The organism is Allobosea sp. 10L417 (assembly GCF_056395485.1).
The window spans coordinates 308,158-334,171 of the sequence record NZ_JBFTJP010000003.1; the positions used below are offsets into that span (position 1 = coordinate 308,158).

Consider the following 26,014-nt stretch of genomic DNA (forward strand, 5'->3'; position numbering starts at 1 on the left):
TGTCCATGATCTTCGGCCGGGCCGCCGCAAGGGCCGCGACACGCTTGACGCGTCCACGTCGTGCGACCTATGAGAAATGCAACATTGTTACATCTTGTGAACATCGCGCCGAAACCGCCCGGTTTCGCCGACGCGGTGCCCGCGTCAGCCCGGTTGCCCCCATGCGTCCCGCCTTTTCGCTGCTGCCCACCCTTTTCGCCGCCGCAGCCGGCCTTGTCCTGTTCGCCGCGCCGGTCGCCGCAGCGCCGACGCAATACCCGCTGACGCTGGAGAATTGCCGGGAGACCATCACCTTCAACGCACCGCCCAAGCGCGTGGTCGCGATCGGCCAGACCCAGACAGAGATTCTCTACGCGCTCGGCCTCGGAGACCGGGTGGTCGGCACCGCCGTCTGGTTCTCGCCGGTGGCCAAGCCCTATGAGGCCGTCAACGCCAAGGTGAAGCGCCTCGCCGACAATGATCCGAGCTTCGAGGCGGTGGTCGGGCAGGAGCCCGATCTCGTCACCGCGATGTTCGAATGGCATGTCGGGCCGAACGGCATCGTCGGCAAGCGCGACCAGTTCCACAAGGTGAAGGTGCCGACCTATGTCTCGCCGACCGATTGCGTCGGCAAGGACAATTCAGGCCCGGGTGACGGCGTGCGCACGCAGATGTTCTCGATGGAGCTGGTCTATCGCAACATCCGCGAGTTCGGGCAGATCTTCGATGTTTCCGACCGCGCAGAGAAGCTTGTCGCCGAACTGAAGGCGCGCGAGGACAAGGCGGTCGAGTCCGTCGCGAAGCTGAAAGCGCAGGATGTGCCCGTCGTCGTCTGGTTCTCCAGCAAGGACATCAAGGGCGACGGCTTCATGGCCGGTAGGAACGGCGTGCCCGCCTATATCCTGTCCAAGCTCGGGGCGCGCAACATCATCACCACCAATGAGGAATGGCCGCTGGTCGGCTGGGAGAGCATCGCCGCCGCCAACCCGGCCGTAATCGTCACCGTGAAGATGGACCGCCGCCGCTTCCCGGCTGATGACATCGAAAAGAAGCTCGCATTCCTGAAGACCGACCCCGTTGCCAGCAAGCTCGACGCGGTGACGAACAACCGCGTCGTGATCATCGACGTGGGCGCGACCCGCGCGGGGCTCGACACGGTCGATGGGATCGAGACGCTCGCCAAGGCGATCGCCAGCTTCGGCCTCACCCCTTGAGCCACGCCGCCCACGGCCCGAATTGGCCGGCGCGGATCGGCATCGCGCTCCTCTCGCTGGTGGCGCTTACCGTCTCGGTGGCGCTGGCGGTGACGATCGGCGAGATGGCGATCCCGTTCGATGTCGCGCTCAAGGCGCTCGGCAACGGATTGTTCGATCTCGGCCTGCCGGTCGGCGCGATCCAGCAGGGCGTCATCTTCGACTACCGCCTGAGCCGGGCGCTGATGGCGGGGCTATGCGGCGGGGCGCTGGCGCTTTCCGGCGTGATCCTGCAGGCGCTGCTGCGCAACCCGCTGGCCGAGCCCTATATCCTCGGCATCTCGGCCGGCGCCTCCACCGGCGCCGTCGCGGTGCTGATCCTCGGGGTCGGCATCGGCGGCATGGCGGTCAGCCTGTCGACCGGCGCCTTCATCGGCGCCTGCGCGGCGCTTGCCGTCGTCGCGCTGCTAGCGGCGGGGGCCGGCGGCGCGAGCGACCGCGTCATCCTGGCCGGCGTCGCCGCCTCGCAGCTTTTCAACGCCGCGACCGCAACCATCGTGACGACGCTCGCCAGCGCCGAGCAGGCGCGCGGCGTGATGTTCTGGCTGCTGGGCAATTTCGGCGGGGTGCGCTGGCCGGATCTGTGGATCGCGACCCCGGTTGCGCTGATCGGCTTCGGCATCTGCATGCTGCACGCCAAGGCGCTCGATGCCTTCGCGTTCGGCGCCGACGCCGCCGCCTCACTGGGCGTGGCGGTAATGCGCGTGAGGATCGTCCTGTTCGCAACGACCGCCGTGATGACCGCCGCGATGGTCAGCATCGTCGGCACGATCGGCTTCGTCGGCCTCGTCATCCCCCATGCCGCGCGCTTCCTCGTCGGCTCGGGCCATGCCCGGCTGCTGCCGGCCAGCCTCGTCATCGGCGCGATCTTCATGATCCTCGCCGATATCCTCTCGCGCGTGCTGGTGCCGCAGCAGATCCTGCCGATCGGCGTGGTCACCGCGTTGTTCGGCGCACCGGCCTTCGCGCTGATCCTCTACCGCGCCCGGAAGCCCGCATGACGCTCGCGACCCAAGATGTGCGCTGGGGCGCAGCCGGACGGATGATCGTCGACGGCGTGACGCTTCATGCCGCTCCCGGCCGCATCCTCGGCTTGATCGGCCCCAACGGCTCGGGCAAATCGAGCCTGCTCCGGCTGCTCTGCCGATTGCGCAACGTGGCGAGCGGCGTCGTGACGCTCGACGCGCGCGACATCGCCGCCGTGCCACGCCGCGAACTGGCGCGCCGGCTTGCCTTCGTCGAGCAGCAGGCGACGACCGAGGTCCAGCTCTCGGTCTGCGACGTCGTGCGCCTCGGCCGCACGCCGCATCGCGCCGCGCTCGCCTCCTGGGCCGCTGCGGACGAGGCCGCCGTCAACGCGGCGCTCGCCCGCGTCGGGCTCGCCGAGAGGCACGAGCAGCTCTGGCACACGCTATCGGGCGGGGAGCGCCAGCGCGTCCACATCGCCCGGGCGCTGGCGCAGGAGCCGAGCGAGCTCATCCTCGACGAGCCGACCAACCATCTCGACATCCAGCACCAACTCTCTATTCTGACGCTGATCCGGCGGCTCGGCATCACCTGCATCGTCGCGCTGCACGATCTCAACCTCGCCGCGCTGTTCTGCGACGAGATCGCGCTGCTGCATCACGGGCGCCTGCTGGTTGCGGGCGCTCCGGAATCTGTGCTGACGGAGGAGACGATCCGCGAAGTCTTCGGTGTCGCCGTGGCGATCCGGCCGGGCACCGCCGGACGCCGCCATATCGAGTATCTGGTCGATCTGGAGCGTGACGAAGCGGGCGCGTGACGGCCGGCACCAATGTGCCGCAGGTCTTGCACCCCGCTCACGAGCCGGAGGTCTTGTCTCCGGGATGCACAGCCTCTTCGGCGTAGCGCGCGACCAGCTGCTTCTGGATCTCCGTCTCCGGCCCCGAGCCGGCGGCGGCGATGGCTGCGACCGCGTCGGCACCACTCAGGCCGAGCGCAACCAGGATACAGGTCGCGACCATGCCGGTCCGGCCGATGCCGGCGGCGCAGTGAACAAACAGCTGCCTGCCCGCTTCGAGATCGCGAGCAGCCTGTTCGGCGAGAGCCTTCAGGCCGCCGCCATCATCGGGAACGCCGAAATCGCCGATCGGGAAGCATGTGACGGGGATGCCGAGGTCGGACTGCCGCGCGGCGTAGTCCGGCGCCTTCAACTCGATCTCCTCGAAGGGCGTCAGGCAGATGATGCGGGCGATGCCTCGCCGGGCCAGATCGGCCAGATCGTCCACCAGCGGCCGCAGCCGGCCCGGCATCGGCCCAAGCCAGAGGGCGCCGGCGATCGCCGCCGGCAGGTCGACGCGTCGCATGAAACCCGTTCGGGCGCTGATCATCGCAGCCTCCCCTGCTTATCGCTCAGGCGAGCAGCGCCTTCGCCTGAACAGCCATGACCTTCTCCTCATTAGCCGGGATCACCAGAACCTTGAAATCGCCGAGGAAGGTGAGGCGATCGAGGATCGCGCTACGGACCGGCGCGGCATGTTCGCCGATGCCGCCGGTGAAGATGAGGCCATCGATGCCGCCCATCGCCGCCGCCATCGCCGCGCTGAACTGCGCGACCTTCAGCGTGAAATAATCGAGGGCGAAGCGCGCGCGGGGATCGTCGCTGTTCAGCAGCGTCTCGACGTCGTTGGAGAGGCCGGAGAGGCCGAGCAGGCCGGAGCGCTCATAGAGCGCGTTCGAAACCTCCCCCGCATTCATGCCCAGGCTCTGGAACATGTAGAGCACCGCTCCGGCGTCGAGCGCGCCGCAGCGCGTGCCCATCGGCAACCCGTCGAGCGTCGTCATCCCCATCGTCGTATCGATGCTGCGCCCGCCCCGGATGGCACAGAGGCTTGCGCCATTGCCGAGATGGGCAGCAACGACGCGGCCGGCATGGAGGTCGGGATGCCGCTCGGCCAGCACGATCTCCAGCCATTGATAGGAGAGGCCGTGGAAGCCGTAGCGGCGGATGCCCTTGTCGCGCAGTCCCTGCTCCAGCGCGAATTCATGGGTGAGCGCATCGTGCCGCGCGTGGAAGGCGGTATCGAAGCAGGCGACGTTGGGGACGTCGGCCATTAGGCGCCGGGCGGCCGCCACCGCGGCGAGATTGTGCGGCTGATGCAGCGGCGCCAGCGGCGAGAGCGCCTCCAGCGCGGCGAAGATCTCGGGCGTCAGCACGACCGGATCGGCATAACGTTCGCCACCATGGACGATGCGGTGGGCAACCGCCTTCATGCTCCAGCCATCGTCGTGGCGGTCGACAAAGGCGAGGACGGCGGAGAGCGCCGTATCGTGGTCGCAGGCCTGCGGCAGCGCGATGCGCTCGCGCGGGCCGTCCGCGAGGCCTGCATCCATGGCCGGCTCCGGCTCGCCGAGACGCACCGCCTTGCCGCGCGCGAGCACGCTAAGGTCGTCGCTGCGGAAAACCTGAAATTTCAGGCTGGATGAGCCGGCGTTGAGGACGAGGATGGTATCGATCACCTGAGCCGCCCCGTGCGCCGCGCATCAGCCAGAAGAACCGCCAGGACGCAGGAGAGTAGGCGCGCCCGCAGATTGTCGGCCCGGCTCGTCAGGATGATCGGCACACGCGCGCCAAGCACGATCCCGGCCGCATCGGCGCCGCCGAGGAAGGTGAGCTGTTTGGCCAGCATGTTGCCGGCCTCGATCTCGGGCACGAGCAGGATGTCGGCATGGCCGGCAACGGCCGAGACGATGCCCTTCTCCTTCGCCGCTTCCGCGCTGATGGCGTTATCGAAGGCGAGCGGCCCGTCGACGATGGCGTCGGTGATCTGGCCTCGATCAGCCATCTTCGAAAGCGCGGCAGCATCGAGCGTCGCTGTCATGCGCGGGTTCACGGTCTCGACGGCCGCCAGCACCGCGACCTTGGGCAACTCGTCGATGCCGTTCAGCGCGACATGCCAGAGATTGACGGCGTTCTGGACGATGTCCGCCTTGGCGGCGAGATCGGGCGAGATGTTGACCGCGGCGTCGGTGATGATGAAGGGCTTGGGATAGCTCTCGATGTGCATCACGAAGGCATGGGAGATTCGCCGCTCGGTCCGCAGGCCGGAATCGGCGTGCACGACCGCGCCCAGCAGTTCGTCGGTGTGCAGCGAACCCTTCATCAGCGCCTCGAGCTCGCCGGCGGCGGCCAGCGATACCGCCTTCGCCGCCGCCTGATGGCTGTGCTCGGTATCGATGACCTGCCAGGGCGAGATGTCGATGCCGGCCTCCTGCGCGGCGGCATGGATGCGCGCGGCCGGACCGATCAGCACGGGATCGATGAGCTGCTCAGCCACGGCGTCGGCCACCGCCTCGATCACATTGGCCTTGACGGGATGCACCACCCCGGTCCGCACCGCCGGGAGATCCTCGCAACGGCCTAGCGCGAGGCGGAAATATTCGGTGGAGGTTAGCGTCGTCATGGCGCCTCTCTAGCTCTGCGCGGCGATCCAGCGGGCGATGCCGGGCCAGGTTTCGCCAAGCGTCTTGCGGCCCATGAACAGGCCGATATGGCCGCCGGGCACCAACTTCTTCTCGATCTTCTTCTTCGGCGTGCCGACGAGGTCCTCCGCCGCAAAGACCTGCTCGCTGGTGGTGATGTCGTCCCCGGCGCCAGCCAGGAGATAGACCGGGCAGGTCACGTCCTTCAGGCTCAGGCGCCGGCCCAGCCCGACGAACTCGCCCTTGGCGAAGCGGTTGTCCTTGAAGATCTGCTCGATGGCCTGGAGGTAGTAGACGCCGGGCAGGTCGAGCGGGTTCTCGTACCAGGCCGCGAAGGTCTCGGTCCGGTCGAGATAGTTCTTGTCGGCGATGTTCTGGTAGAGCCGGACGTACTTGTCGACGTAGTGCTCGTCGGGATGCATGTTCTTCCAGCCCGCCAGCATGAAGCGCCCCGGCATCAGGCCCCGCCCCGTCCGGACCATGGCGCGATAGCTCTTCAGCGGCATGGTCTTCGCCATGCGCTTGATCGGCCCGTCGCCGGCATCGGCGTCGATCGGCGCGCCGGCCAGCACCAGCGACTTGACCTTGCCCGGGAAGCGGGAGGCCAGCATCGCGCTCAGCCAGCCGCCCTGGCAGAGGCCGACCAGATGCACGACGCCACCGAGATCGTCGATCGCGGCGTTGAGCTCGGCCAGATAGGTGTCGATGCTGAAATAGCGCATCTCCTGCGTCGCCGGCTTCCAGTCGGTGACGAGGACGTGTTCGAGGCCGTTCGCGAGCAGCGTCTCGACGAGGCTCTGCCCCTTGTCGTAGTCGGCGATGGTCGCGCTGTGCCCGGCATAGGGGGCGTCGACCAGCACGGGAATACCATCCGAGCCGGCCTTGCCGAATTCGCGCAAGGACATCGTCGGCAGGTCGAGGCGGACGGTGTGTGGCGTCGCCCAGCCCGGCGGCGGCGGCCGGGTGATCTTCACTGCTTCGGAGAGGAAATCGAGATTGCGCTCCGTCAAGCGCAAGGCGGCGTCGACGGGCCAGAACCAGGGCAGGCTGAGCTCGTCGGCTCCGTTCGCCGGCTGGGAAGACGTCTTTATCGCGCTTCGGCTCGTCGCCATGGTCGAAACATCCGTTTTCTCGATCACATTCGGAAGGTAGGCAGCCGATCTTGCCGAGGCAACCGCGACAGCCTTGCGACAGGTCAAAGCCCTTCCGCGATTCGCGGCGCCGGAGCGGCCTCCGCAGTCGGGCGCCGCGCCATAGGGCCTACTAGCGTGCGCAGGGCGTTGAGGATGACGGCGATGTCGATGCCCTGCTGCAGGAACGCGCCGACCACGGGCGGAATGTAGCCGAAGGCGGCGAAGATCATGGCGATCCCGGACAGGCCGAGGCCGACGACGATGCTCTGCTGCGCGATCGCCCGCGTCCGCTGCGCGATCACGACCGCTTCCGCGACCCGGTCGATCCTGTCGACGAGGATCACCACGTCGGCCGCTTCGGAGGAGGCCGTCGCACCGCGGGCGCCCATCGCCACACCGACATCGGCGGCGGCCAGCGCGGGTGCGTCGTTCAAGCCGTCGCCGACCATCATCGTCGGCTGACGAGCCTTCTCCGCCGCGATGGCAGCGACCTTCTCGGCGGGGCTGCACTCGGCCTTGACGTCGTCGATAGCGAGGTGAGCGGCAACCTCCGCCGCCGTGCCGGCATCGTCGCCCGTCACCATCAGGATGCGATTGACCCCGGCACCATGCAGGCGATCCAGCGTCTCGCGCGCGTCGGGCCGCACCGCATCCGCCATGGCGAGAAAGCCGGCGAATTGCCCGTCGATGGTGACAAAGACGGCAAGAGCGGCAGCACCGTCGAGGCCCGCTTGCGCCGTCCGCGCCCAACTCGGGAGCGGCTCGTCTCCCAGGACGAGATTGCGCGAGCCGGCGCGGACATGCCTGCCGTCCACGATGCCTTCCAGACCCGAGCCCCGATATTCCCGCACCTCGGTTGGCTGCGACAGCGGCCGCGCCTTCTGGCGCGCCAGCGCGACCAGGGTCTCGGCGAGCACATGATGCGAGGCCTGCTCGAGCGAAGCCACGAGACGGAGGATCTCGGCCGCTTCGACATCTGGCGCGGCCTCCAGCGCCACCAGCCGGGCTCCGCCCTCGGTCAGTGTACCCGTCTTGTCGAAGATCGCCGTGCGGACTTGCCCGAGCGCCTCGATGGCCGAGCTGCCCTTCATCAGGATGCCGGCACGGGCAGCGCGCGAGACGCCGCCGATGAAGGCGACCGGCGCCGCGAGGATCAGCGGGCAGGGCGTGGCGACGACGAGCACGGCGAGGGCGCGGATCGGATCGCCCGACAGCCACCAGGCGAGGCCGGCGACGACCAGGGTCGCCGGCAGCAGCAGCAGCGCGAAGCGATCGGCCATGCGGATGAAGGGGGCCTTCGCTGTCTGCGCCGCCTCAACCATGCGGACGATACCGGCATAGGTGCTCTCACGCGCCGGCGCCGAAGCGCGGTAGCGGAACGCCTCGCCGGCGTTGACTGTGCCACTGCGCAGCGCCTCGCCCTTCGCCTTCGCCTCCGGCAGCGGCTCGCCGGTGACCGCGGATTCGTCAAGCCGGGCCTCGGCATCGAGAAGCTCGCCATCCACCGGCAGCATCTCGCCCGCCCGCACCAGCAGCTCGTCGCCAACCGCCACCTCCTCCGCAGCGATATCGACGAGCCCGTCCGCGTCCTGCCGGTGGGCGATGCGCGGTGTCCGGTCGCGCAGCGACCTGAGTTCGCGCTCCGCCTTGCCGCGCGCATAGTCCTCGAGCAGGTTGCCGCCGGAATACATCATGGCGACGACCGCGCCGGCTAGCGGCTCGCCCATCGCGATCGACGCGATCATCGCGACGAGCGCGATCGCATCCACGCCGAGCCGCCCGGCCAGCATGTCGCGGAGCATCGAGACCGCCAGCGCAACCGCCACGGGGATGGTGACCGCCGTCCAGATCAAGTCCGGCGACCATGCGCTGCTGACACGGCCTGCGATCAATCCAGCGATGGCACCGGCCAAGGCGATGGCGAACAGGCTCAGATGGACGACCATCTCACGCATCGGCGCTGCTCCCGTTCCGCCTCTGCCCGCCGCGCCGCCTCAAGCGAAAATCACCTTGCGGAACCGGGCGAGCGCGAAGGCGAAATAGGCCGCGCCGATCGCAATGATCTTGGCAATCTCCGGCCAGACCACGTCGAACCCCGCGCCGCGATAGAGCACGCCTTGCGAGAAGGATACGAAATGCGGCGTCGGGCTGAAGATCTGCATGATCCACTGCAGCCAGACCGGCATGCTCTCCATCGGGGTCGTCGCGCCGGACAGAAGCTGCGTGACCACGAAGACCGGAATCGCGAGCAGGCCGAACTGCCCCATCGTCGTCGCCACGGTGCCGAGCAGGATGCCGAGCGCTGCGACGGAAAAGGCATAGATTGCGGTTCCCAGCACGAAGAGCGGGATCGAGCCGGCGATCGGGACGCCCAAGGCCAATTCGACGATGAGGACGAGAGAGGCGACCGCGGCCACCAGGATGACCAGGGCGTTCGCGACCATCTTGGCAAGCATGATCTCGATCGGAGTGACCGGCATTACCAGGAGATGCTCGACCGTTCCCTGCTCGCGCTCGCGGATCAGCGCCGCGCCGGTCAGGATGATGGTCAGCAGCGTGACGTTGTTGAGCACCTGCATCACCGAGCTGAACCAGCCGGAATCGAGATTGGGGTTGAAGCGCGCCCGCACCACGAGATTGATCGGCAGCGTGGTCGTCGTCTCGCGCCCGGCCTGCCGGTTCGCGATCTCCTGCGCGATGATCTGCTGGATATAGACCGCGCCATTGCCAGCCTGACTCATCGCAGTGGCATCTATGTTGAGCTGCAGCGTCGCGGCTCGCCCCGCCTGCAGGTCGGCCTGGAACTTCGGTGGAATCTCGAGCACGAAAACGAGGCGGCCGGAATTCATCTCGGCATCGATCTCGTTGGCGGCGATGCGCTTCGAGACCTTGAAGAGCGGGGGGTTGAAGGCGCCGAGCAGCGTGCGCGAGAATTCCGACTGGTCCTCGTCGACGATGCCGATCGTCAGGTCCCGAGCCTCGAGCGTCACGCCGGTCGCGACCGTGTAGACGGCGATGCTGAAGGCATAGACCACCAGCACCAACATGATCGGGTCTGCCCGCAGGCTGCGCAGTTCCTTCACCACGAGGCGCAGGATGTTCTGGAGGTGTATGACGAGCGCGGCCATCTCAAGCCTCCTGCTTGCGCAGGCCGAGCTGAGCGACCGCGAGGAAGAGCAGGAAGAAGAAGCCGAGCATCAAGAGATTGGGCCAGAGTTCACTCGGCCCCAACCCCTTGGTGAAGACACCGACGCTGACCGGCTGATACCAGGCCGGGGGCAGGCTCATGCCGATGAGACGGCCACCGCCCGAAAGCGAAGCGACCGGCACCATCAGGCCGGAGAAATTGACCGCCGGAATGATCGACAGGATCGCGGTGGCAAAAACAGCCGAGACCTGCGTGCGCGTGAAGCTGGAGATGAGCTGGCCGAAGCCGGTCGTGGCGGAGACGTAGAGCAGGGTCGCGAGCCACAGCACCCAGGCCGAGCCCTTGATCGGCACCGCGAAGACGGTCAGCGCGATAATGACGAGCATGACGAAGCTGGCCATCGCCACGGCGATGTAGGGCAGCTGCTTGCCGAACAGGAATTCGAATTGGCTGATCGGGGTCGAGCGGAAATTGGCGATCGAGCCGGTTTCCTTCTCGCGGACGACGCCGATCGCCGACATGATCGCCGGGATGAGGATCAGCATCAGCATGATCACGCTCGGCACCATCGCATTGGCGCTCTTGAAATCCTGATTGTAGCGGAAGCGGGTCTCGATCGTGACGGGCGACGGCACATGGCTCGACGCGGCCTGGGCGGCCACGAAGCCCTGCGCGTATTGCGTCGCCAGCCCGGTGACGTAGCCGCGCGTCGTCTCGGCCCGGAACGGCATGGCGCCGTCGAGCCAGACCGAGAGCTCAGGCGTCCGGTCGGCCATCAGGTCGCGGCCGAAGGAGGGCGGGATCTCGATCGCGAGCTGCAGCTCGCCGCTTCTCAGGCGCTGGTCCAGCTCGGCTGCGGAGCGGATCGGCGGCTGCTCGCTAAAGTAGCGCGAGCTGGAGAAGGCCTCGACCAGCTGCCGGCTCTCCATCGAGTTGTCCTGATCATAGGCCGCGAATTTCAGGTTCTCGACATCTAAGGAAATGCCGAAGCCGAAGGCCAGCATCAGCAGCACCGGCCCGAGAAAGGCGAAGCTCAGCCGGATCGGATCCCGCAGCAGCTCCATCGTCTCGCGCCGGGTGCAGGCCCAGAGCCGGCGCGGATCGAAGCGGCGGGCCGGCCGCGCGGGCTGCGCGGCGGCGGCCGGGATGGCCGTAGCTTCCACCGGCACGTCCTCGATGCCGGCCGCCTCTTTGAGATAGACGATGAAGGCCTCTTCCAGCGTGTCGACGCCGCGTTTCTGCACCAGCTCTTCCGGTGTGCCGACCGCCAGAACCTTGCCCGCATGCATGAAGGAGATGCGGTCGCAGCGCTCCGCCTCGTTCATGAAATGGGTCGAGAGGAAGATGGTGACGCCGTCGTCGCGAGAGAGGTCGATCAGCGTGCGCCAGAAGGCGTCGCGCGCGATCGGGTCGACGCCCGAAGTCGGCTCGTCGAGGATCAGCATCGCCGGGCGATGCAGGACGGCGACAGCGAGCTGGAGGCGCTGGCGGATACCGAGCGGGAGGCTGTCGGGCCGCTCGTCGGCGACGGTCTCGAGGTCGAAGCGGGTCAGGAGCTCCGCGATGCGGCCGGGAATCTCTGCCGATGGCAGATGATAGAGCTCGGCATGCAGCAGCAGATTCTGCCGCACCGTGAGCTCGCTGTAGAGCGAGAAGGCCTGGGACATGTAGCCGACATTGCGCCGCGTCTCCATGTCGTCGGCGGCGAGCGGCTGGCCGAACAGCTTCGCGGTGCCCTCGGTCGCCGGCAACAGGCCGGTCAGCATCTTCATCGTCGTCGACTTGCCGCAGCCGTTCGAGCCGAGGAAGCCGAAGATCTCGCCGCGGCCGATGCGGAAGCTGACATGGTCGACGGCGACGAAATCGCCGAAGCGGCGCGTCAGCCCCTCGGCCTCGATCGCAGGGGTCGCATCATCGCTCACGACCCGCGGCCGGAGCACGACCTCGCGGTGCTGCGCCCGCTTGGCTTCGGGCAGCAGGGCAACGAAGGCTGCTTCCAGCGTCGACTGCCCAGCCTTGCGGCGCAGCTCTGCGGGCGTTCCGGTGGCGATCGCCTTGCCGTCATCCATCGCCACGAGCCAGTCGAAGCGTTCGGCCTCCTCCATATAGGCGGTGGCGACGATGACGCTCATGCTGGGCCGGCGGGCGCGGATCGTATCGATCAGATCCCAAAACTGGCCGCGCGAGAGCGGATCGACGCCGGTCGTCGGCTCGTCCAGGACGAGCAGGTCGGGATCGTGGATGAGCGCGCAGCAGAGGCTGAGCTTCTGCTTCATGCCGCCGGAGAGCTTGGCGGCAGGGCGGCCCTCGAAGGGATCCAGCCCCGTCGCCGTGAGCAGTTCATCGATGCGCTGGCGACGCTCGGCCGCGTCCTGCCCGAAGAGCCGCGCATGGAAGTCGATATTCTCGAAGACGGACAGCGTCGGATAGAGATTCCGGCCCAAACCCTGCGGCATATAGGCGATGCGCCCGCGCCGTGCCTCGCGTTCGGCCTTGACGCCGAGATCGCCGCCGAGCGCGTGCACGCTGCCCTGCTGGATCGCTCGCACGCCGGCGACGAGTGCCAGCAGGGTCGACTTGCCGACGCCGTCCGGCCCGATCACGCCGATCATGCGGCCAGCGGGGATATCGAGCGTCAGCGCATCAAGGGCGGTCACCTTGCCGTAGCGGTGCGTGACGCCCGCGAGGCTGGCGGCAGGCACGACCTCCGTCATGGCAGCTTCACAGCGAGCGAGTCGGGCCATTTCGCGGAGGGAGAGGTGCGAACGAAGCCGAGGCCGCGCACGCCGGTCTTCACCTGCCGGTGGTATTTGGCGAGCAGATCCTTGTCGACCTGAAGTTTAGCGCGGAAGACCAGCTTCTCGCGCTCCTCGGCAGTCTCGACGGCCTTCGGCGTGAACTGGGCGTCGGCCGCGACGAAGCTGACCGTCGCCGGGATGACGTATTGCGGCACGGGATCGAGAATGATGCGGGCCTCGTCGCCCAGGGCGAGCTGACCGGCCTGCGCCGCCGGCAGGTAGATCGTCATGTAGACATCAGACAGGTCGAGGATGGTGATGACGCGCGTGCCGGCCGAGACCACCTCGCCGGTCCGGGCCAGTTGGTACTGGACGCGCCCGCTCCGCGGCGCGAGGAGCACGAGATCGACCAGGATCGCCCTGATCTGCTCGGCATCGGCCTCGGACGCGTGGATCGCGAACTGAGCCTGGTCGCGCTGCGCCTGGGCGGCTCGCAAGGCCGCGTCGGTGGCATCGGCCTTGGCCGAACGCTGGTCGAAGACCTGCTTGCTGAGATAGCCCTTCTCGACCAGCTCCTTGCCGCGATCGGCATCAGTCCTGGCAAGGATCTGATCGCTCTTGCGCTGGGCGATCAGGGCTTCCGCCTCGGCAAGCGCCTGGCGTGCCCGCAGCACCTGCGCCTGCGCGGCCCGCAGCTGCGCCTCGTATTCCGGCGAGGCGATCCGGGCGATCACCTGACCGGCCGTGACCTCGTCACCTTCCTTGACCGTGACCTCCGCCAGGCGGCCGGCATATTTCGAGGCGACATCGACCTGCGTCGCCTCGATGCGCCCGTTGGTCTTGACGATCCCTTCCGGCATCGTGTCGCCGCGCAATCTTTCGATCAGCGCCTTCAGCCGCGACTGCGCCTGCGCGGAAGGCGGCGATAGCAGAAGCACAGTGAAGGCAACTGCGGCGGCTACTCGACAAAATCGCATGGAGCATCTCCAACGGAGCAGGCTTGGAACGTTCAGCTCTGCAGCCTTCATAGCATGCGCGAAGCTGTCCGCGAGGCCCATACTCGCATCACGCCGCTTTCAATTGTGCACCAAAGCGCGGCCAGATGCCGCTGATCCTGCCCGCGACTTGACGCTCAGCCGGCTATTCGAAGAGGTCCGGATGCGCAGCCTCGGTCTTCGGGAGGGCGCGCAGGATCTCGGTGAGATGATGGCGCATCGCGGCCTCGGCCGCCGCGGGGTCGCCTGCATCGATCGCCGCCACGATGCCCCGATGCTGCTCGACCAGCGGCTGCATCGCGCCCGGCCCCGGCAAGGTGAGCTGGCAGACCCTGTCCATATGCGCCTTGATATCCCGGATCGCCTCCCAGGCGAGCGGCATGCCGACGCCTTCCGTCAGCTCGACATGGAAAAGCTCGTCATAGCGCTGGAAGGCAGCATGGTCGTTCCGCGACGCGGCCTTGTCCTGCATCTCCAGGAGATCGGCGATGCGCTGCCGGCTTTGCGCGGAGAAGGACAGGCAGGCCTGCCGGACGATCGCGACCTCCACCGCCTCGCGCACGAAGCGCGCCTCCATCATCTTGCGGACGGAGAACTTGACCACGACCGTGCCGCGCTGCGGCTGCACGTCGACGAGCCGCGTCTTGGCGAGCGCGATCAGCGCCTCGCGCACCGGCTGGCGCGATACGCCGTATTTCAGAGCGATCTCCTGCTCCGAGAGACGCGTGCCGGGCGGCAGATCGAGCGCGATGATCGCCCGGCGCAATTCGGCTTCGACACGGCCAGCCGCCGAAGCGCCCGGATAAGCGGCGGGTGACGCCAGCGAAAGGCTCAAGCCAAAAACCTCCAGGGCCTGTTGCGTACCATACAACTACATACTACCATACAATGACTGTCGCGGCCAAGCTCGGCTCGCAGACAGAAAGCTTACGTTCAACGCGCCACCGAACAAGCCGGGAAACGGCGAGGCGTCTGAACCCAGGGGAGAACGCACCATGACCGCACGCCGCAGTTTCCTTGCCTATACCGCCGCGCTGGCCATCTCGGCCGTTGCGGCGACCTCCGCCCTCGCCCAGAGCGTGACGCTGCGCTCGGCAGACATCCATCCGACCGACTACCCGACCGTCGAAGCGGTCCGCTACATGGGCAAGCTGCTTGAGGAGCGCACCCAGGGCCGCGTCAAGATCAACGTCTTCCACTCCGCCCAGCTCGGTCAGGAGAAGGACACGATCGACCAGACCCGCTTCGGCGTCATCGACATCAACCGCATCAACATGGCGCCGTTCAACAACCTGATCCCGGCGACCAACATCCCATCCCTGCCCTTCATCTTCCGCTCCGTCGACCACATGCGGAAGGCGATGGACGGGCAGATCGGCGACAACCTCCTGAAGGAATTCGAGAAGCACGACCTCATCGGCCTCGCGCTCTACGATTCCGGTTCGCGCTCCTTCTATAACTCCAAGCGCCCGATCAACAGCCCGGCCGATATGAAGGGCATGAAAATCCGCGTCCAGCAGTCCGACATGTTCGTCGCGCTGGTCTCGGCACTCGGCGCCAACGCCACGCCGATGCCCTTCGGCGAAGTTTATTCCGCGCTACAGACCGGCGTGATCGACGGCGCCGAGAACAATTGGCCGTCCTATGAATCGACCCGCCATTTCGAGGTCTCGAAGTTTTATTCGGTGACCGAGCACTCGCTCTCGCCGGAAGCTCTGGTGATGTCGAAAAAGAGCTTCGACAAGTTCAACGCAGCCGATCAGGCGATCATAAAGGCCGCGGCGAAGGAGTCGGTGCTCAAGATGCGCGAACTCTGGGATGCGCGCGAGAAGGCGTCCGAAGCCAAGGTCAAGGCCGGCGGCGCCCAGATCAACCAGGTCGACAAGAAGCCCTTCATCGATGCGATGAAGCCGGTCTACGACAAGTTCGTCACCGACCCGAAGCTCAAGGAGATGGTCGCCGCCATCCAGGCGGTGAACTGAGCCTCGTTCAAGTGGGGCGGCTCGAAACGGCTGCTCCGCTTTCCAAAGCCCTCATCCTGAGGAGCGATCGGAGATCGCGTCTCGAAGGATGATCCAGAGATCGCTGGAACCGTCCTTCGAGAAGCCGCTTCGCGGCTCCTCAGGATGAGGGCTCAGGATGAGAAACCCGCATCCACGGACATCCCATGCGCGCCTTCACCGCCTTTTTGACACGCCTCGACGCCAAGCTCAGCCTGTTCGCGCTGATCACCGCCGGGGCCGGCCTCGTCCTGATGACCGTGATGGTCGCCTGGGGCGTGTTCGGCCGCTATGTCCTCAACGACACGCCGATCTGGGTCGAGGCCGGATCGCTCTTCCTGATGTCGTGGTTCATCCTGCTCGGCGCCGCCGTCGGCGTGCGCGAAAGCGACCATCTCGGCTTCGAAGTCGGGCTGGTGATGTCGCCACCGCCGCTGCGCGCCGCGATGATCGTCATTGGTGAAGGCCTTGTCTGCGCCTTCGGCTTGGCCATGCTGGGCTATGGCTGGCAGCTCGCGGCCGGGACCTGGGCCGACCGGATGCCGATCATCGGCATCTCCCGCGGCTGGGACTATGTGCCGATCGCGGCCGGCGGCGCGCTGATCGCCCTGTTCGCGCTGGAAAAGCTCCTGCTCTTCATCACCGGTGAAGAACAGGCTCCGCTCGGCTTCGTCCATTTCGGCGAAAGCCAGGAGGCCTGAGCCATGGAACTCTGGATTCTCTTCGGCGTCTTCTCGCTGCTCCTGCTGATCGGCGTCCCCGTGGCCTTCTGCCTCGGCATCGCCTCCGTCGCGACCGTCGCCTTTATGGGCCTGCCGCCCGTCGTCGTCTTCCAGCAGATGAATTCCGGCATGAACGCCTTCGCGATGATGGCGATCCCATTCTTCATCTATGCCGGCGACCTGATGATCCGCGGCGGCATCGCCGAGCGGCTGATCCAGATGGCGGCGAGCCTCGTCGGCCATCTGCGCGGCGGCCTCGGCCAGGTCAATGTCGTCACCTGCACGCTCTTCGGCGGCATCTCCGGCTCGGCCGTGGCCGACGCCTCGGCGGTCGGCGGCCTCATGATCCCGCAGATGAAGAAGCGCGGCTACGACGCCGACTATGCCGTCAACGTCACCGCGAACGCGGCAATCATCGCGCTGCTGATCCCGCCCTCGCACAACATGATCATCTATTCGCTCTCGGCCGGCGGCAATCTCTCGATCGCGGACCTGTTCACCGCCGGCGTCGTGCCGGGCCTGCTGCTCTGCGCCGCGCTGATGGTCGCTGCCTGGGCGGTCGCGGTGAAGCGCGGCTATCCGCGCGAGCCCTTCCCGGGCTTCGCGACCGTCGGGCGCTATGTCGTGCTGGCGCTGCCCGGCATCCTCCTGATCGGCATCATCTTCGGCGGCGTCCGCTCCGGCGTCTTCACCGCGACGGAATCCTCCTGCGTCGCGGTGGTCTATGCCATCCTCGTCACGATCTTCGTCTACCGGCAACTCACCTGGACGGCCTTCGTCGAGGCGACGCTGGGCGCGGTGCGGACTACGGCGATGGTGCTGCTGGTGATCGGCACCGCCGGCGCCTTCGGCTGGCTGATGGCCTTCCTCGAGGTGCCGCGGGCGACGATCGCAGCGATGAAGGCGGTATCCGACAATCCCATCACCATCCTGCTGATGATCAACCTGATCCTGCTGGTGCTCGGCACCTTCATGGACATGGCGCCGATGATCATCATCTGCACGCCGATCTTCCTGCCGGTGGTGAAGGCCTTCGGCGTCGACCCCGTGCATTTCGGCGTGATCCTGATCCTCAACGCCGGCATAGGCCTCAACACGCCGCCGGTCGGCTCGGTGCAGTTCGTCGCCTGCGCCATCGGCCGCATCTCCATCGGCGAGTCCATGCGCACGATCTGGCCCTTCTACGGCGCCAGCATCGCCGTGCTCCTGCTCGTCACCTATGTGCCCGGCCTGTCGCTCTGGCTGCCGCGCCTGTTCCACTGAAGGACTGATCATGACCATCGACATTCGCCAGGTTTCGCACCCCGAGGCCGTCAAGGGTTTCGACACGGCGGAACTGCGACGCCACTTCCTGATCGAGACGCTGTTCGCCCCCGGCGAGGTCAAGCTGACCTATAGCCATCTCGACCGCGTCATCGTCGGCGGCGCCATGCCGACGGGCAAACCGGTGGTCCTGCCGACACCGAAGGCGGTCGGTACCGACGCCTTCCTCAGGCGCCGCGAGCTCGGCATCGTCAATGTCGGCGGTCCCGGCAAGGTTTCGGTCGGCGGCAAGGATTACGCGCTCGCCAAACGCGATGCGCTCTATGTCGGCAAGGAAGCGGGCGAGGTCTCCTTCGCCAGCGACGATGCCGGCAACCCGGCGAAGTTCTACCTGCTCTCGACGCCGGCCCATGCCGCGCATCCGACCAAGGTGATCAGGGAGGCCGATGCCAGGACGATCGCGCTCGGCGAGCAGGCGACCGCCAACAAGCGCGTCATCCGCCAGTACATCATCCCCGGCGTCTGCGACACCTGTCAGCTCGTGATGGGCGTCACCACCCTCGACGAAGGCAGCATCTGGAACACCATGCCGGCGCATGTCCATGACCGGCGCTGCGAGATCTATCTCTATTTCGACGTTCCGGCCGACGCCCGCGTCTTCCACCTGATGGGCGAGCCGCAGGAGACCCGCCACCTCGTCATCGCCAACGAGCAGGCGATCCTCTCGCCCGGCTGGTCGATCCATTCCGGCGTGGGGACGAAGGCCTATTCCTTCATCTGGGGCATGGGTGGCGACAATGTCGACTATACCGACATGGACATGGTTGCGACCGGAGACCTGCGCTGATGCACTCGGCCTTTGACTTGGGCGGCCGGACCGCGATCGTCACCGGGGCCAATACGGGCCTCGGCCAGGCGATCGCGGTCGCGCTCGCCCAGGCCGGTGCCGGCATCGTCGCGGTCGGCCGCTCGAGCATGGCCGAAACGAAGGCGCTGGTCGCCGAGACCGGCAAGCTCTTCCATGAGATCGCCGCCGATCTCGCGACGCTGGAGCCGATCCCGCGGATCGTGGAAGAGGCCGAGGCGGCAGCGAAGGCCGACGGCTCGCGGCTCGACATCCTCGTCAACAATGCCGGCATCATCCGCCGCGCCGACGCGATCGACTTCACCGAGGCCGATTGGGACGCGGTGATGGACGTGAACCTGAAGTCGACCTTCTTCCTGACGCAGGGCGTGGCCAAGCGCATGCTGGCCGACGGCAAGGGCGGCAAGGTCATCAACATTGCCTCGCTGCTGTCCTTCCAGGGCGGCATCCGCATCCCGTCCTACACGGCGTCGAAGAGCGGGCTTGCCGGGCTGACACGGCTGCTCGCCTGCGAATGGGCGGGCAAAGGCATCAACGTCAACGCGATCGCGCCCGGCTATTTCGCGACCAACAACACGCAGGCCCTGCGCGCCGACCCCGAGCGCAACACGGCCATTCTCGCTCGGATCCCGGCCGGGCATTGGGGCGAGCCGCAGGAACTCGGGGGCGCCGCCGTGTTCCTCGCCTCGGACGCAGCCGCCTACATCCACGGCGTCGTGCTGCCCGTCGATGGCGGCTGGCTCGCGCGCTGAGGGAGAACCGACATGGACCGCAGGAACGAGCCTTTCGCCCATGATGCCGATCTCGCCTGGGAGCCGGCCGGCGACGGCGTGGCGCGCAAGATCCTGACCTATCGCGACAATGTCATGATGGTGCGCGTGCGCTTCGAGGCCGGCGCCATCGGCCCGGCGCATAGCCATCCGCATATCCAATGCTCGCTGGTCGAAAGCGGCGTCTTCGACATCACCATCTCCGGGCGCACCGAACGCCTGAAGGCCGGCGACAGCTTCACCGTGCCGCCGGATGCGGTGCACGGCGCCGTCAACGTGGAGGCCGGGACGCTCGTCGACGTCTTCACACCGATGCGGCAGGACTTCGTCTCCTGACGGAACGGCCCTCGGCTGTCCACGTTCGGATTGACTCTCTCATAACCCGTCAGCTATGGATCAATCCCATAACTGACGGGTTATGCTTTTGATCTCGACCGATCACGACCAGCTTTTCAGGACGCTTGCCGATCCGACACGGCGGGCGTTGTTCGAATGGCTGTGCAGGGATGGCGAACAGACTGTGGGAGCCCTGACGATCCGCGCCGGCGTCTCGCAACCGGCCGTGTCGAAGCATCTCGCCGTGTTGAAACAGGCCGGGCTGGTGCGGGACCGGCAGGAAGGCCGCCAGTCCCACTACAGCGCACAACCGAAGGCGCTGGCGCCGCTGATCGACTGGACCAGCCAGATGGGCGGGTTCTGGGAGAGCCGATTCGACGATCTCGAAAATCTGCTCAAGAGGATGGACGAGTGAACGAAGCAGCCACCGAACTCCGCTCCGTCGTCGTCGAGCGAGAATTCCCGCACCCGCCCGAGAAGCTTTGGCGCGCCCTGACCCAGCCGCATCTGATCGCGGAGTGGCTGATGAAGAACGACTTCAAGCCGATCGTCGGTCATCGTTTCGGTTTCAGCGCCGAATGGGGCGCCGTTTCGTGCGAGGTGCTGGAGATCGAGGAGACGAAATCGCTGTCCTACACATGGGGCGATCACGAGCTGAAGACGGTGGTGACCTGGACCTTGACCCCGGCCGGCGCCGGCACGGCGCTGCGCATGGAACAGACCGGCTTCCGGGACAACCAGCCGCGCTACTTCCAGGGCGCCCGGGCTGGCTGGCCGCGCTTCCTCGCCGCGCTGGGGGAATTGCTGGCGCGGATGGGCTGAGGCCAAGTCCAGAGGCGTGAACGCACAGAATTTGAAGAAGGGAGAGCGTGGTGGCCGACACCGCAACCCAGACGGAGAAATCACCGTCCGAACTGATCGACGGGCGGATCGCAGAGCTCGGCGACTGGCGCGGCGAGATGCTGGCCCGGCTCCGCGCCCTGATCCAGCAGACAGTTCCCGATGTCGTCGAGGAATGGAAATGGCGCGGCGTGCCGGTCTGGTATCGCGACGGCATGATCTGCACCGGCGAAACCTACAAGTCGGTGGTTAAGCTGACCTTCGCCAAGGGTGCGGCGCTGGAAGACGCGTCCGGCCTGTTCAACTCCAGCCTGGACGGCAATGTCCGCCGGGCCATCGATTTCCACGAGGGCGATGCGATCGACGAAAAGGCCCTGGCCGAGCTGATCAGCGCAGCTGTTGCGCTGAACGCGTCGAAAACGAAGAGAGCCGGCCGCTCGGGCTGAGCAGCCGGCCCTTTCTTGATCGAGTGCCCACGACTGAAAGTCGCGGGCTCCCGCTGTGCCGTCGTATCAGCCCTTGGACTTCTTCCCGGGCTTTCCGCCACCCTTCTTGCTTGACGAGCCGCCGCCCTTCTCGAACACTTTGTAGAACTCCTCGGCCATGCCGCGCAGAGACCTGCCGATGTTGGCGTATTGGTACTCGTTCAGATTGGCGAGCGAGGCGCGCCCCGCCGGCTGGCGCGTGCCGAAGCCGCGGCCGGGCAGCAGCACGATGCCGGTTTCGTCGGCGATCCTGAACAGCAGCTCGTCCGGATTGACGTTCTTCTTCACCCAGGCCTCGAACTCCGGCCCATACAGGTCTCTGGCCACCGCCGATAGATCGAGCAGCGTGTAGTAATCGACCGCATTCTCGTCGTTGCCCTGGGGGACGCCGAGCTCGCGATAGAGCGCCGCCTCGCGGCGGCGGATCAGCTTCTTCAGCTCCGCCTTGTAGCCATCGGCCTCGTCCATCAAGGCAAAGAGCGAGAACAGCACCATCTGGACCTGCTGCGGCGTCGAGAGGCCGGCGGTGTGGTTGAGCGCCACGGTGCGGCTGTCGGCGACGAGCCGGTCGATGAAGCGCAGCTGGCTGACATCCGGCAGGAGCGAGCCATAGCGCCGGTCCAGCGCCTGCTTGGCGCTCTTCGGCAGCTCGTCCAGCGCCTTGTCGAAGATGGAATCCTTGTGCGTCGCGACGACGCCGAGGCGCCAGCCGGTCGCGCCGAAATACTTCGAGAAGGAGTAGACCAGCATCGTGTTGTGCGGACAGGTCGCGAAGAGCGACCGGAAGCCGTCGGCAAAGGTGCCGTAGACATCGTCCGTCAGGATGAAGAGGTCCGGCCGGTGCTCGCGCACGATGGCCGCGACCTTTTCGAGGCTGCGATCATCCATCTTCACCGAGGGCGGATTGCTCGGGTTGATGCAGAAGAAGATCTTGATCGCCGGATCCTTGAGCTTCTCCAGCTCGGAATCCGGATACTGCCAGCCCTTCTCGGGATCGGCGTCGATCGCGACCTCGACCAGCCCGTATTCGTCGAGCTCGGGAATCTCGATATAGGGCGTGAAGACCGGCATGCCGATCGCGACCTTGTCGCCGCGCTTGACCAGACCGTTCTGCTTCAGCGTGTTGAAGATATAGGTCATGGCGGCAGTGCCGCCCTCGACCGCGAAGAGATCGACGCTACCCGGCGGGATGGAGCCCCCGATCATCTCCTTGACGATGTAGTGGCCGACGATCTGCTCGCTCACCCTGAGCATGCGCGGCGGAACCGGGTAGTTGCAGCCGAGGATACCCTCGACCATCTCGTGCAGGAACGCGGAAGCCGAAAGGCCGAGCTGATCACGGACATAGCTCAGCGAGCGGCCGAGGAAGACGACGCCGGGCTGGTCGCGGTTCTCGGCGATGAAGCGCTCGAAGCGCCCCTCGATGCCCTCGATCTGCGGCAGGCCGCCGATGCCGTTGGGCATATAGGAGTAGGAGAGCTCCGCCTCCGCCGTGGCGAAGAGGCCGAGCCGAAAGAAAGCCCGGCGCGGCAACGTCGCCAGGAAGTTCGGATTGCCGCGTCCGGCATTGAGCATCAGGCGGTTTTCGCGGCTTGAAGCCAGCTTGATCAGTTCGTCCTTGAGCTCGAAGGGGCTGAGCTTGGCGTATTTGCTGTAATCAGTCGCCATAATACGTCTCCTCGATCAAATCAGGTGAAAGCCACGACGAGCGGGCCGAGCAATGTCAGGAAAACGTTCGCCAACGCATAGGTGATGGCGAAGGGAGTGGTCGGGATGGAGTTCCCGGCCTTGTCCAGAACCTCGCCGAAGGCGGGGTTGGCGCTGCGCGAACCGGACAATGCGCCGGCAAAGACGGCGGTGTTGTCGTAGCGCAGGATGTAGCGCCCGACGAGCATGGTGATGATCAACGGCAGGATCGTGACGACCACGCCGATCAGGAAGATCGACAGGCCACTCTGAGCGATGGTGGTGACGGCCTGGTGCCCCGACTGGAGCCCGACCACCGCGACGAAGCCGGCAAGGCCGAGATCGCGCAGCAGTGTCGAGGCCGCCGTCGGCATGTTGCCGATGGCGAGATTGCGGCTGCGATACCAGCCGAAGAGCAGGCCGGACAGCAGCGCGCCGCCGCCGCTGCCGAGCGTCAGCGGGACATCGCCGATACGAACCACCAGCAGGCCGATCAACAGGCCGACGACGAGGCCCAGACCGTGGAAGACGAAATCGGTCTTGTCGCTGGAGACCAGCAGCGTGCCGACCACCTTCGCCACACGCTGGACATCTTCCGCCGTGCCGTAGAGCGTCGCGACGTCGCCGGCTTCGATGACGGTATTCTCCGTCAACGGAAGCGGCTTGCCGGCGCGCTGCAGGCCGGTGACGTAGATGCCGTGGCGGAGATTGCCGGCCGTCGCATCTCTGATCTGCTGCACGGTCTTGCCGATGAAGTCTCGGCTGGCGATGGCGACGTCGCGGCTGAGCACGACCAGATCCATGCCATCGGAGGACTGGAGCTCGGGGCCGATCTTGCTGGCCGCGCCGACGACGCCCGCACGCCGGCCGACGACGAGGATGGTGTCCCCGGGCTTGAGCTTGAGGTCCGGTTCAACGCCGATCACCGAACCGTCGCGCTTGAGGCGCTCGATGGCGAAGGCGGCAGGACCGGCCAGGGCCTCGACTTCCGCGATCGAGCGCCCTGCGACACCCTCCACCTTGAACAGGCGACCGACCAGATCAGGCGCCGCCGGGTGCTCGCCGGCGCCATAGACCCGGATGCCCGCGAGCATCTCGGCCTCGGCCTTGATGGCGTCGTCCCGGATGCTGCGGCCCATGAGCCAGGGCAGAATGTTGACGCAGACGATGATCGCGCCGAAGGAGCCGAAGATGTAGGTCACGGCATAACCGATGGCGACGTTGCCCTGCAGGCGCTGGGCTTCATCCGCCGCCAGCCCGAGTTTGCCGATGGCTGCGCCGGCGGTGCCGATGATCGCCGATTGCGTCAGGCCGCCGGCCGCGATGCCTGCCGCCAAGCCCTTGTCGAGCCCGAACATCCTGGCGAGGATGACGACGGTGGCGAGGCCGCTGAGCGCCAGCACCGCCGCCATGACGATCTCGCGGATCGATTGCCGACCCAGGGAGCGGAAGAACTGCGGTCCGCTCTCGAAGCCGACGGCATAGATGAACAGCGCGAAGAGGACAGATTTGATGCCGTTGTCGATGGTGACGCCGACCTGGYTGATCAGGACCGCTGCGAGCAGCGAGCCGGCGACACCTCCGAGCTGGAACTTGCCAAACTGGAACTTGCCGACCCAGTAGCCCACCGCCAATGACAGAAAGAGAGCAATTTCCGGGGATTGATGGAAAATCGACGATAGCGCCGCCACAGATCGCCTCCCAAATGCTGGAACAGAACTGATCGAAATCAAGCAAACGATAACAGCGGACAGAACTCTAGACGCGAATTCACATATGACTCAAGGAGCGATATTCGGAGCACTGCCTCTGCAGACGCGCACGGCCAGAACATCGACACCAGAAACAATATTCAACATGGCAGAATTCAAAACTGTCATTTTGACGATAATTTTATGACTTGGTCAGGCATCTCGCCGCTTTCCACTCCCGGCCAAAGCTGTGGCTATGGCGACTATATTTCGGCGTTCTGAGCGAGCACCACCCTCACCGGGATCAATGCCGCCAAAGCTTCGGCCGGCACCAGTCAAGACCGCTCTTCGGCATGAACAACAGCCAAGATCAACGAGCACCTTTTATGACAGCTCGAACAAGGCTGTAGCGCCCTTCAAAAAAAACGCCCAGTATCGCCGCGATCCGGCCCATCCCCGCGATGGAGCCGATCCGGCGGTCGAGATGGCAGGGGAAGGGAATGCGGATGCCTGGATTTTCGCAGCGCGCGGATGAAAGACTGCGCCCTGGAATTCTCTGCCTTGCGGCGATGGCCCTGGCCGTTGGTCTCGCCTTGAATCCCGCGACCACCGCCCTCGCCCAGCAAGCCGCCCCGGCGAAGATTCCGGTGGGCACCGTCCCCGCTGAAAAGCGGCCCGTCGAAAAAACCGCCGATTTCGTAGGCCGCATCGCAGCCATCAACCGCGTCGACATCCGCGCGCGCGTCACCGGGTATCTCGAAGAAGTGCTCTTCAAGGACGGTGCAAACGTCAAGGAAGGCACGCCCCTCTTCCGCATCGAACGGGCACCGTTCGAAGCGGCCGTCGAACAGGCGCAAGGCGCGCTGGAAGGCGCGCAGGGCACCTTGCAGAATGCCATCGTGCAGCGGCAGCGCGCCGAGGATCTCCTGCGCACCAGTGCAGGGTCCGTCGCCGTCCGCGATCAGCGTGTCGCCGATGAGAAGAGCGCGCAGGGCAACCAGACGATCGCGGAAGCCAATCTGAAGACTGCGCAGATCAATCTCGGCTACACGGAAATCACGGCCCCGATTGCCGGCCGGATCGGCCGGACCAAGGTTACCAAAGGCAACGTCGTGGGCCCCGATAGCGGCGTGCTCGTCCAGATCGTCAGCAACGACCCGATGTACGTCAACTTCCCGGTCAGCGAGCGCGAGTTCCTGGGGCTGAAGACGAACTCGGTCGCGGAACTGAAGGACCCGCCCTCCGTCAGTCTCAGATTCGCGGACGGCAGCGCATATAATTACAAGGGCCGCGTCGACTTCGTCGACGTCTCGGTCGACCGTTCCACCGATACGGTTCTGGTGCGCGCGGAGGTTCCGAATCCGGACGGCAAGCTCATCGACGGCACGCTCGTGCGCGTCACCGTCCAGGCCGACAAACCCGAAGAAAAGGTCCTGATCCCCCAATCGGCTCTGATCGCCGATCAGCAGGGCCCCTATGTCTTCGCGGTCGAGGACGGCAAGGCCGTGGTCAAGCGCGTCAAGATCGGCGCAGAGGTCGGCGCCTATGTCGTCGTCGAGCAGGGCCTCGTCGGCAACGAGCAGATCATCGTCGAGGGGCTGCAGAATCTGCGGCCGGGGTCGCCGGTCCTGCCCTCGCCCGTGCCTGCGCCGGTCGGCCGGAGCTGA

24 protein-coding genes are annotated in these 26,014 nt (G+C 66.2%); 13 read left to right on the forward strand and 11 right to left on the reverse strand.

The window, feature by feature from the left end; translation table 11 throughout:
- Positions 1-161: 161 nt before the first annotated feature.
- The 3 genes from AC1DE3_RS11910 to AC1DE3_RS11920 are packed head-to-tail and all read left to right on the forward strand — an operon-like array spanning position 162 to position 3,015.
- A complete protein-coding gene (locus AC1DE3_RS11910; RefSeq protein WP_441509490.1) occupies positions 162-1,193 on the forward strand; it encodes an ABC transporter substrate-binding protein in 1,032 nt (343 codons plus the stop codon).
- Positions 1,190-2,233 carry a FecCD family ABC transporter permease gene (locus AC1DE3_RS11915; protein ID WP_441509491.1) on the forward strand — a complete coding sequence of 348 codons (1,044 nt, stop codon included), beginning with the start codon at positions 1,190-1,192 and terminating at the stop codon, positions 2,231-2,233. The genes AC1DE3_RS11910 and AC1DE3_RS11915 overlap by 4 nt, the downstream gene beginning before the upstream one ends.
- The gene (locus AC1DE3_RS11920) at positions 2,230-3,015 is read left to right on the forward strand and encodes an ABC transporter ATP-binding protein (RefSeq protein ID WP_441509492.1); all 786 of its coding nucleotides are present in this window, start codon (positions 2,230-2,232) and stop codon (positions 3,013-3,015) included. The genes AC1DE3_RS11915 and AC1DE3_RS11920 overlap by 4 nt, the downstream gene beginning before the upstream one ends.
- A gap of 37 nt (positions 3,016-3,052) precedes the next feature.
- On the opposite strand, the gene AC1DE3_RS11925 is transcribed toward AC1DE3_RS11920, so the two are convergent.
- From AC1DE3_RS11925 to AC1DE3_RS11965, 9 genes are all read right to left on the reverse strand, one after another.
- The gene (locus AC1DE3_RS11925; protein ID WP_441509493.1) at positions 3,053-3,583 is read right to left on the reverse strand and encodes a protein-tyrosine phosphatase family protein; all 531 of its coding nucleotides are present in this window, start codon (positions 3,581-3,583) and stop codon (positions 3,053-3,055) included.
- A 22-nt stretch (positions 3,584-3,605) separates the two neighbouring features.
- On the reverse strand, positions 3,606-4,712 hold the full coding sequence (locus tag AC1DE3_RS11930; protein ID WP_441509494.1) for an acetate/propionate family kinase: 1,107 nt from the start codon (positions 4,710-4,712) through the stop codon (positions 3,606-3,608).
- A complete protein-coding gene (locus AC1DE3_RS11935) occupies positions 4,709-5,656 on the reverse strand; it encodes a bifunctional enoyl-CoA hydratase/phosphate acetyltransferase (protein WP_441509495.1) in 948 nt (315 codons plus the stop codon). Before AC1DE3_RS11935 ends, AC1DE3_RS11930 begins: the two co-directional genes overlap by 4 nt.
- A 9-nt stretch (positions 5,657-5,665) precedes the next feature.
- A complete protein-coding gene (locus tag AC1DE3_RS11940) occupies positions 5,666-6,787 on the reverse strand; it encodes an alpha/beta fold hydrolase (RefSeq protein WP_441509496.1) in 1,122 nt (373 codons plus the stop codon).
- Between the two features lie 83 nt (positions 6,788-6,870).
- Positions 6,871-8,763, reverse strand: coding sequence for a heavy metal translocating P-type ATPase (locus AC1DE3_RS11945; RefSeq protein WP_476779766.1), 1,893 nt, complete (start codon positions 8,761-8,763; stop codon positions 6,871-6,873).
- A gap of 39 nt (positions 8,764-8,802) precedes the next feature.
- Positions 8,803-9,936, reverse strand: a complete 1,134-nt coding sequence (locus AC1DE3_RS11950; RefSeq protein WP_441509498.1) for an ABC transporter permease — start codon at positions 9,934-9,936, stop codon at positions 8,803-8,805.
- Position 9,937: 1 nt separating this feature from the next.
- Entirely contained in the window at positions 9,938-12,670 is a 2,733-nt protein-coding gene (gene rbbA, locus AC1DE3_RS11955) for a ribosome-associated ATPase/putative transporter RbbA (RefSeq protein ID WP_476779765.1), read from the reverse strand.
- Positions 12,667-13,671, reverse strand: coding sequence for an HlyD family secretion protein (locus tag AC1DE3_RS11960; protein WP_441509500.1), 1,005 nt, complete (start codon positions 13,669-13,671; stop codon positions 12,667-12,669). Before AC1DE3_RS11960 ends, rbbA begins: the two co-directional genes overlap by 4 nt.
- Positions 13,672-13,834: 163 nt before the next feature.
- Positions 13,835-14,524 carry a GntR family transcriptional regulator gene (locus AC1DE3_RS11965; RefSeq protein WP_441509501.1) on the reverse strand — a complete coding sequence of 230 codons (690 nt, stop codon included), beginning with the start codon at positions 14,522-14,524 and terminating at the stop codon, positions 13,835-13,837.
- Between the two features lie 160 nt (positions 14,525-14,684).
- Between AC1DE3_RS11965 and AC1DE3_RS11970 the strand changes: the two genes are divergently transcribed.
- The 9 genes from AC1DE3_RS11970 (at position 14,685) to AC1DE3_RS12010 (ending at position 20,931) form a co-directional block, all read left to right on the forward strand.
- On the forward strand, positions 14,685-15,671 hold the full coding sequence (locus AC1DE3_RS11970; protein WP_441509502.1) for a TRAP transporter substrate-binding protein: 987 nt from the start codon (positions 14,685-14,687) through the stop codon (positions 15,669-15,671).
- 185 nt (positions 15,672-15,856) lie between these two features.
- A complete protein-coding gene (locus AC1DE3_RS11975; protein WP_441509503.1) occupies positions 15,857-16,390 on the forward strand; it encodes a TRAP transporter small permease in 534 nt (177 codons plus the stop codon).
- Between the two features lie 3 nt (positions 16,391-16,393).
- Complete coding sequence (locus AC1DE3_RS11980; RefSeq protein ID WP_441509504.1) at positions 16,394-17,674, forward strand: TRAP transporter large permease; 1,281 nt, start codon at positions 16,394-16,396, stop codon at positions 17,672-17,674.
- 10 nt (positions 17,675-17,684) lie between these two features.
- A complete protein-coding gene (kduI, locus tag AC1DE3_RS11985) occupies positions 17,685-18,521 on the forward strand; it encodes a 5-dehydro-4-deoxy-D-glucuronate isomerase (RefSeq protein WP_441509505.1) in 837 nt (278 codons plus the stop codon).
- Positions 18,521-19,291, forward strand: coding sequence for a 2-dehydro-3-deoxy-D-gluconate 5-dehydrogenase KduD (gene kduD, locus AC1DE3_RS11990; RefSeq protein ID WP_441509506.1), 771 nt, complete (start codon positions 18,521-18,523; stop codon positions 19,289-19,291). Before kduI ends, kduD begins: the two co-directional genes overlap by 1 nt.
- A gap of 12 nt (positions 19,292-19,303) precedes the next feature.
- A complete protein-coding gene (locus AC1DE3_RS11995) occupies positions 19,304-19,645 on the forward strand; it encodes a cupin domain-containing protein (protein WP_441509507.1) in 342 nt (113 codons plus the stop codon).
- Positions 19,646-19,727: 82 nt separating this feature from the next.
- Positions 19,728-20,060: an ArsR/SmtB family transcription factor gene (locus AC1DE3_RS12000; RefSeq protein ID WP_441509508.1), complete on the forward strand. Its 333-nt coding sequence runs from the start codon at positions 19,728-19,730 to the stop codon at positions 20,058-20,060.
- Positions 20,057-20,467: an SRPBCC family protein gene (locus tag AC1DE3_RS12005; RefSeq protein ID WP_441509509.1), complete on the forward strand. Its 411-nt coding sequence runs from the start codon at positions 20,057-20,059 to the stop codon at positions 20,465-20,467. The genes AC1DE3_RS12000 and AC1DE3_RS12005 overlap by 4 nt, the downstream gene beginning before the upstream one ends.
- A gap of 47 nt (positions 20,468-20,514) precedes the next feature.
- The gene (locus tag AC1DE3_RS12010; RefSeq protein WP_441509510.1) at positions 20,515-20,931 is read left to right on the forward strand and encodes a DUF1801 domain-containing protein; all 417 of its coding nucleotides are present in this window, start codon (positions 20,515-20,517) and stop codon (positions 20,929-20,931) included.
- Between the two features lie 66 nt (positions 20,932-20,997).
- On the opposite strand, the gene AC1DE3_RS12015 is transcribed toward AC1DE3_RS12010, so the two are convergent.
- Both AC1DE3_RS12015 and aspT read right to left on the reverse strand, forming a co-directional pair.
- On the reverse strand, positions 20,998-22,638 hold the full coding sequence (locus tag AC1DE3_RS12015; protein ID WP_441509511.1) for a bifunctional aspartate transaminase/aspartate 4-decarboxylase: 1,641 nt from the start codon (positions 22,636-22,638) through the stop codon (positions 20,998-21,000).
- A gap of 20 nt (positions 22,639-22,658) precedes the next feature.
- Positions 22,659-24,347 (reverse strand): aspartate-alanine antiporter, encoded by a 1,689-nt coding sequence (aspT, locus tag AC1DE3_RS12020; protein WP_476852398.1) that lies wholly within the window; start codon positions 24,345-24,347, stop codon positions 22,659-22,661.
- Between the two features lie 506 nt (positions 24,348-24,853).
- Between aspT and AC1DE3_RS12025 the strand changes: the two genes are divergently transcribed.
- A complete protein-coding gene (locus AC1DE3_RS12025) occupies positions 24,854-26,014 on the forward strand; it encodes an efflux RND transporter periplasmic adaptor subunit (protein WP_441509513.1) in 1,161 nt (386 codons plus the stop codon).

Coding starts and splice junctions, on each gene's coding strand:
- AC1DE3_RS11910 (WP_441509490.1), top strand. CDS start 162: ATGCGTCCCGCCTTTTCGCTGCTGCCCACCCTTTTCGCCGCCGCAGCC.
- AC1DE3_RS11920 (WP_441509492.1), top strand. CDS start 2,230: ATGACGCTCGCGACCCAAGATGTGCGCTGGGGCGCAGCCGGACGGATG.
- AC1DE3_RS11925 (WP_441509493.1), bottom strand. CDS start 3,583: ATGATCAGCGCCCGAACGGGTTTCATGCGACGCGTCGACCTGCCGGCG.
- AC1DE3_RS11935 (WP_441509495.1), bottom strand. CDS start 5,656: ATGACGACGCTAACCTCCACCGAATATTTCCGCCTCGCGCTAGGCCGT.
- AC1DE3_RS11940 (WP_441509496.1), bottom strand. CDS start 6,787: ATGGCGACGAGCCGAAGCGCGATAAAGACGTCTTCCCAGCCGGCGAAC.
- AC1DE3_RS11945 (WP_476779766.1), bottom strand. CDS start 8,763: ATGCGTGAGATGGTCGTCCATCTGAGCCTGTTCGCCATCGCCTTGGCC.
- AC1DE3_RS11950 (WP_441509498.1), bottom strand. CDS start 9,936: ATGGCCGCGCTCGTCATACACCTCCAGAACATCCTGCGCCTCGTGGTG.
- rbbA (WP_476779765.1), bottom strand. CDS start 12,670: ATGACGGAGGTCGTGCCTGCCGCCAGCCTCGCGGGCGTCACGCACCGC.
- AC1DE3_RS11960 (WP_441509500.1), bottom strand. CDS start 13,671: ATGCGATTTTGTCGAGTAGCCGCCGCAGTTGCCTTCACTGTGCTTCTG.
- AC1DE3_RS11970 (WP_441509502.1), top strand. CDS start 14,685: ATGACCGCACGCCGCAGTTTCCTTGCCTATACCGCCGCGCTGGCCATC.
- AC1DE3_RS11975 (WP_441509503.1), top strand. CDS start 15,857: ATGCGCGCCTTCACCGCCTTTTTGACACGCCTCGACGCCAAGCTCAGC.
- AC1DE3_RS11980 (WP_441509504.1), top strand. CDS start 16,394: ATGGAACTCTGGATTCTCTTCGGCGTCTTCTCGCTGCTCCTGCTGATC.
- kduI (WP_441509505.1), top strand. CDS start 17,685: ATGACCATCGACATTCGCCAGGTTTCGCACCCCGAGGCCGTCAAGGGT.
- kduD (WP_441509506.1), top strand. CDS start 18,521: ATGCACTCGGCCTTTGACTTGGGCGGCCGGACCGCGATCGTCACCGGG.
- AC1DE3_RS11995 (WP_441509507.1), top strand. CDS start 19,304: ATGGACCGCAGGAACGAGCCTTTCGCCCATGATGCCGATCTCGCCTGG.
- AC1DE3_RS12000 (WP_441509508.1), top strand. CDS start 19,728: ATGCTTTTGATCTCGACCGATCACGACCAGCTTTTCAGGACGCTTGCC.
- AC1DE3_RS12015 (WP_441509511.1), bottom strand. CDS start 22,638: ATGGCGACTGATTACAGCAAATACGCCAAGCTCAGCCCCTTCGAGCTC.
- AC1DE3_RS12025 (WP_441509513.1), top strand. CDS start 24,854: ATGCCTGGATTTTCGCAGCGCGCGGATGAAAGACTGCGCCCTGGAATT.